Genomic DNA, 6,000 nt, shown 5'->3' with positions numbered 1-6,000 from the left:
AATCGATTCTCCATAAAGCTAATTTATTAATTTTATCAGTATTCATCAAGTGCCTATTTCAAAAAAATAATATAGATCCCATCGGTGCAACCTATACTTGGTATTGCCAAAGCGATGAACAAAGCACAACTATCTGGGCAAACTTTCAACAGGCAAATCCCAATACAGAATTAATTGAGATCAGTGCCAGAAGAACGGTATTCTATCCTGACAAACCTGGGATTAATTTTATAACCATTTCTGGCTTTACTATTAGTCAGGCAGCCACCCAGTGGGCAGCTCCAACTGCAGAACAGATTGGTATGATAGCCACAAACTGGAACAAAGGCTGGATTATTGAGAATAACATCATCAGTGATTCTAAATGTAATGGTATTACCCTCGGTAAAGATCGCACTACTGGACATAATGTTTGGGGAGCAGACCAAGGAAATGTTAATCGCGACGGTAATATCCATTACATTGAGGTGGTTTTTAATGCATTAAGAAACAACTGGACTAAGGAAACTATTGGTTCGCACATTGTAAGAAACAATCAGATTTTTAATTGCGAACAAACTGGTATTTGCGGTAGTATGGGTGCAGCTTTCAGTATTATTGAAAATAACCATATTTATAACATCTGGCAAAAAAGACAATTTGAAGGTTGGGAAATTGGAGGAATAAAATTTCATGCACCGATTGATGCAACCATCAGAAAAAACAACATTCACAACTGTGGCAGAGGAATGTGGCTAGATTGGATGACGCAGGGAACAAGGGTGAGTAGCAATCTGTTTTATAATAATGACCAGCAAGATTTGTATATAGAAGTAAACCATGGACCATTTGTAATCGACAACAATATTTTTTTATCGCCTGTGGCTATTCAAAATCAATCAGAAGGAGGAGCCTATTTGCATAATCTTATTGCAGGGGAAGTACTGGTAAGAAATGACCTTAACCGCTTTACACCTTATTTTTTACCTCATTCTGTAGCTATGAAAGGACTTACAACCATTTTTGGTGGGGATGATAGGGTTTACAACAATATTATTATTGGCGGTAGTAACCCTGAAGCTAAATACGGCATAGAGGGCTACAACAATGCTAAACTTCCAGTATGGATAAAAGGCAATATCTACTATAAACAGGCTAAGCCATCTAATAAAGATGAGAATTTTGCAACCAGTACGGCTAACCCAGAAATTAAAGTGATAGTGGAAGGTGGAGATACATTTTTACATTTTACAACTGATAAAGCCTATTTTGAACAAAAAGTGCAATTGATTACTACTGAATTATTGGGTAAGGCCAAAATACCTAAAGCAGCTTTTGAAAATCCAGATGGTACAGCTCTGATAATGGATACAGATTACTTTGGAAACAAACGTTCAGATGGTAATATACATGCTGGCCCTTTTGTAAACTTGAAATCTGGTAAAGTATTCGTAAAGGTTTGGATGGCAAAAAAGGCAATTTGAAGGTTGGTAAATAGGGGGGGAAGTTTGCCCTCTATTTATAAACTAAGCTTGCCTTTACAGGATACATGATGTCATTGTTCATTTGCGCTAATAGGCCTTTATCTGGTTCTCCATCGCGAATTAAATATCGGTAGCTTGAAGTATAAGTGCCACCGGGTTCGATGAAAAAAGGCACATTAGCGACTGGTGCAAAACACCAGTAAGGCATAACAGGGGAACTCTGATAGGTTGCGGATAATTTAAATTGGAAGGGAAACCAAACACGGTAAGTGATGCAATACCGCCATCTATTAAGCAATACGCCGAAACATACGAAGCTGGCGGACCTTTAGGGCTTAGCGCGTCGGGCAGTATAAATAAAAGCTTTCCGCCTGCATTTTGCTGTACTACGGCATCATGTTTAGTTACTTCATTCACTAATTTATACGAAAGGGATGCCAGGTTTTTCGGTAAGTTTACCTCAACAAGGGAATGGTTTCTGGCAAAATTTCTGGCATTAACTTTTATATAGATTTCTTGTGCATATACTGGGTTTAAAAGTAAGGTAAGCGATACAATCGCAAAGAAAGTGTACAAGAATGGGTCAGGCGTTTTATCATGTTAAATATCATTAGCTTAGTATATTACGCTGGTGCTGTTTTTTCTGGTTACCAAGGCTTGCGCAATTAAATAGTAGTTTCTTCATTACAATTATTTGTTTTTAATCACCTGGTATTGGTACATTATAAAACTGTTTTTAGCTGTTAGGTTAAATGAGATTTTGCCTTCTTTATCTACCATGAATTTTTTAACCGGTTCATTTGTGAAGATGTTTTTACATTGTATAACGGTAGTGGGGGGCAAAAATACAGCAACCTTGTTTTCTTGATCAGGATGGTCTTCGCGGAAAACCAAAAGGTATCCACTTTTATTGTTTATAGATTGAAATCCAGTCCACGCTTGTCCAGATGGTTCATCACCAATCGGCAAAACTGTTCCCTGATGAAAATCAGCCTGAATCTCCTTGTATTTTTTAATCGTGTTAGCAGTCTCAAACGCTTCTTCAGGTAAACCTGTTCCTTCCATCCAGGCAAGGGGTTGCCCAGCCATGGTGATGGCAAAAAGATAATTGAATGAATAATTTGACGGTGAAAACTTATCGTTGCCATATTTATCCTGATTGCGCCATTTATTTAAAAATTCTACCTGTATTTTTTGGGTTGGAGTATATTTAGAAAGCATCCAAAGGTTTCTAAGCGTCCAGTAGGGATAATAATTCTGCCAGTCGGTATATCGGTTTTCTAGAAAGATATTTCCATATTCGTTAAAATAGAAATAGCCTCCGCGGCGACCAGCAGTTACGTCGAGGTTAAAAGATATAGCGCCGTTTGACTCAGCTACCACTTTATCAAACAACTTGCGTAAGTTGTTCTCAGCGGTTTTATTAGGGATGTTTACCCCATCAATTTTAAATACTTTTATGCCATCATTTTTATAAATATTAAGCAGAGCTTCGGCATCTTTCTCCCAGTCGGCAAAATTATTTTGAATGCTCGGGTTAAACCAGAGGCATATTTTAACGCCTGATTTGCGTCCAGCATCTACAAGGGGTTTTAGTCCATGGGGATATTTTTTTACATCTGGTTTCCAATAATCGGGATTGCTCCAGATATTTTTGAATGAACCACCCCAGAATGCCGAGTTGGCGCTGCGTCCAGTTTGCCAGCCATCATCAATCTGAAAATGGGTAGCCCCCAATCGTGCCGCTGCTAGTATTTCTTTTAAGCAAAAAGCCTCGTTCACTTTAGTATCCCGCCCACGGTCTCCCCAAGTGTTCATCATCACCATATTATCTTCTGCTGCTTTGTTTAATCGTTTCAGCTTTTGATATTCGTGCAGGTTGGTATATTTATTTGCACCATTACCAGCATACAAACCTATTGCGCAACTGTAGGTTTTGGTCCATTCTTGTAATGATAAATCACTAGGCTCTATGCCTAATCCTATTACTTTAAACTGCCCGAAATTTGTGATGAAATCTCCACCTGGGTATGCCAACTGGATATTGGAACAAGGTGCTTCTTTTAAAATGAAAAGCCCTTTGCCTGCTTCCTTGTTATCGGCGAACAAAATATTGCCCTTGTAAATTTCTGATTTGTATGATAATCCTTTATAGGGTTTTACAAGAGTATTGTTGCGGTCGGTAACGTCTAAAAAGTCGACCACCTCTAGTGCCCAATGCTTTCCAGATAAATTAAGTTGGTCTAGTATGGGCGGGTCATTATCGGCTTCCGCATGATTGATGTTTTCGATATTCTTTAAATCGGCAACATTAGTATTTGATTTTGACCATTTCCCTCTCGCAACACCTTTAAGGTAGGTATCGCAAGCAATAACAGGGCAATCGGCATATAGTCTAAACACCCGTTTTAGACTCATGGAATCTATATCCAAAGAAACTTCTGCTTCAAAATATGCTGGGTGTATCCCATTAGAAGGCACTTTCCTTTGTAGGTATTTTCCATTTTTTGATTTATTGGCAGAATTGGGGAAGTATAAGTCGGGGGTTAAACCTGCGCTTTTCCAAGGCTGGTTATTTTTTTTATCATTGAATTCGCATGTTTTTAGATTCCCTCCATTCCATAAAAATACCCTCTCAATGGTCGAATTGCCAATTCTCAAGGTGTCATTACGGAGAATGGCATAAAATTGATTTGAAGAACTCTTACTGAGATATTCATTTTTTTTTTGTGCGGATGAAGACAAAACTGTCAACCAGAATACAAAATAACTAGCTAGGAATAATAAAATCTGTTTTGGCATTAGGCAGAAGGTGTTATAAGTTCAAGATTCATTTTATACAGATTTAGAGTCTGTTTAAAATTTATCTAATAATTTGTTTATGCTTTTTTTTGACTGCAACATCGTTATGTTTTCTAGAGGTAGAAGCGCTGCTATCTCTTCAAAAACAAGCCTTGTTTCACTCAAAAACATGCAATAAACATTTTTACAACATAAATTTAAACAGGCTCTAAGGTTTAAGAATTATTGTTTTTAAACCAAAAATTGGTATACCAAAAGTAATCTGATTATTTAAATATCCAAATTTTACTTTTTTTCAGCATATTTTAGGAGAAGTAAGTTTGTTATAATCATTTGGAAAATAGTGTGTTAATTTTAAATAAAAAAAACAAGGTGAAAATCTGTTATCATAATTTTTATTTTTAAGTTTGGAGAACCAAAAATTGGATTTTCAAATTAACAATGAGTGATATCTTAGAAAACTTCAGTACCATCAAACTCGAATCACCAGTTGACGTCATTATCAAGCGACTGAAAGAAATGATCTCTTCTGGGATATTAAAGCCTGGAGATCGCTTGCCTGCTGAGCGGATTTTAGCTGAGAAATTTGGTATTGGAAGAAGCTATGTACGACAAGCCATTATGAAACTTGAATTTTATGGCATGCTCAAAACCTTACCACAAAGCGGAACAACTGTTTCTGGTCTTAGCTTAAAAATTATTGACAGTATTTTTACAGATATTATTAACTTCAATACTCAAAGTTTTGCTTCCTTAATAGAGGCGAGGTATTACCTGGAAATCAATGCTGCAAAGTTAGCTGCGATGAGAAGAACACAGCAAGATTTAGATTCGCTAGCACAAATACTTGCTGATTTTGAAGAAAAAACCTTGAAAGGCCAAAGTGCAGTTGATGAAGATATGCTGTTTCATATCAAGATTGCAAGTGCCACTAAAAATGCTGTTTTTGATTCGATGATCTTAATCCTAATTCCAGATTTAATTAAAAATATTGTGGAGAAAAAAATCTGTAAAGAAGATAGAGGACAAACTTCTATAGCAGAGCACAAAAAAATATTTAATTCAATTAAGGCGGGCAATGCAGATGCAGCAGGAAAAGCAATGGCTGAGCACTTAAATGAGATTTTTGAAATCAGCAAGCAGGATTCATTCGGAGCATAAGTCCTTCGGCAACAACAAACCCTCTAATTGCCATACACTCATCCAATCTTTAAACTAACAATCACTTTTTTAAAGGTTAATTCGTTAATTCTGATCTTTTCGGGTCAATGCCAAATGTTGTGGGGAAATTCGAAATTAAAAATAATCATTAAAAGGAGCCCTTTGGAGGTCGTGGGGTAAATGTTACCCTAAAGTTCGGGGACCCTAGGGACTGCCTAAGTATAATTTCTTTCCTTATCATTGTTTAATATCATTGCTTAACATTATGGCTTAATAGTTTAGGATAAGACACCTGCTAAGCCATCTGGATAACAGCTAGGACTATTCTAGGAGTATGCTAGGACTCTGTAGGACTAAAGTCCAATAAAAGGCTTAACATACCCCAATGAAAGGCCTAGCTGTGTAGCACGGCGACCGAAGAATGCATACACCATAGCGGTAACAAGAAAGATCCTTTTTACTAACTATTTTATTATTAGAACAACTAGTTAATGAAGCTTAGCGCTATCATAACAGGGGATAATTTTAATTATATTTTCTTATAATTTTAAAGTTATCAGTACTCCGTATCCTT

At 36.8% G+C, this 6,000-nt stretch carries 4 protein-coding genes; 2 read left to right on the top strand and 2 right to left on the bottom strand.

From position 1 onward, the window contains the following. Positions 1 to 1,463, top strand: a 1,463-nt coding sequence (locus ACFOWA_RS17990) for a right-handed parallel beta-helix repeat-containing protein (RefSeq protein WP_378987859.1), incomplete at its 5' end; no start/stop codon positions are given. A 120-nt stretch (positions 1,464 to 1,583) separates the two neighbouring features. On the opposite strand, the gene ACFOWA_RS17985 is transcribed toward ACFOWA_RS17990, so the two are convergent. Together ACFOWA_RS17985 and ACFOWA_RS17980 are read right to left on the bottom strand one after the other, a co-directional pair. Continuing rightward, positions 1,584 to 2,039: a hypothetical protein gene (locus ACFOWA_RS17985; protein ID WP_378987856.1), complete on the bottom strand. Its 456-nt coding sequence runs from the start codon at positions 2,037 to 2,039 to the stop codon at positions 1,584 to 1,586. Between the two features lie 114 nt (positions 2,040 to 2,153). After that, positions 2,154 to 4,265 (bottom strand): alpha-galactosidase, encoded by a 2,112-nt coding sequence (locus tag ACFOWA_RS17980; RefSeq protein WP_378987853.1) that lies wholly within the window; start codon positions 4,263 to 4,265, stop codon positions 2,154 to 2,156. A gap of 441 nt (positions 4,266 to 4,706) precedes the next feature. Here ACFOWA_RS17980 and ACFOWA_RS17975 point away from each other — a divergent pair, with 441 nt between their 5' ends. Beyond that, entirely contained in the window at positions 4,707 to 5,426 is a 720-nt protein-coding gene (locus tag ACFOWA_RS17975) for a FadR/GntR family transcriptional regulator (RefSeq protein WP_154281174.1), read from the top strand. The last annotated feature ends 574 nt before the right edge of the window (positions 5,427 to 6,000 follow it).

This window comes from Pedobacter lithocola (genome assembly GCF_042650845.1).
GTDB classification, from domain to species: Bacteria; Bacteroidota; Bacteroidia; order Sphingobacteriales; family Sphingobacteriaceae; genus Pedobacter; species Pedobacter lithocola.
The sequence above is the reverse complement of the archived record's forward strand: the minus strand, read 5'-3'. Positions and strand labels throughout refer to the sequence as shown.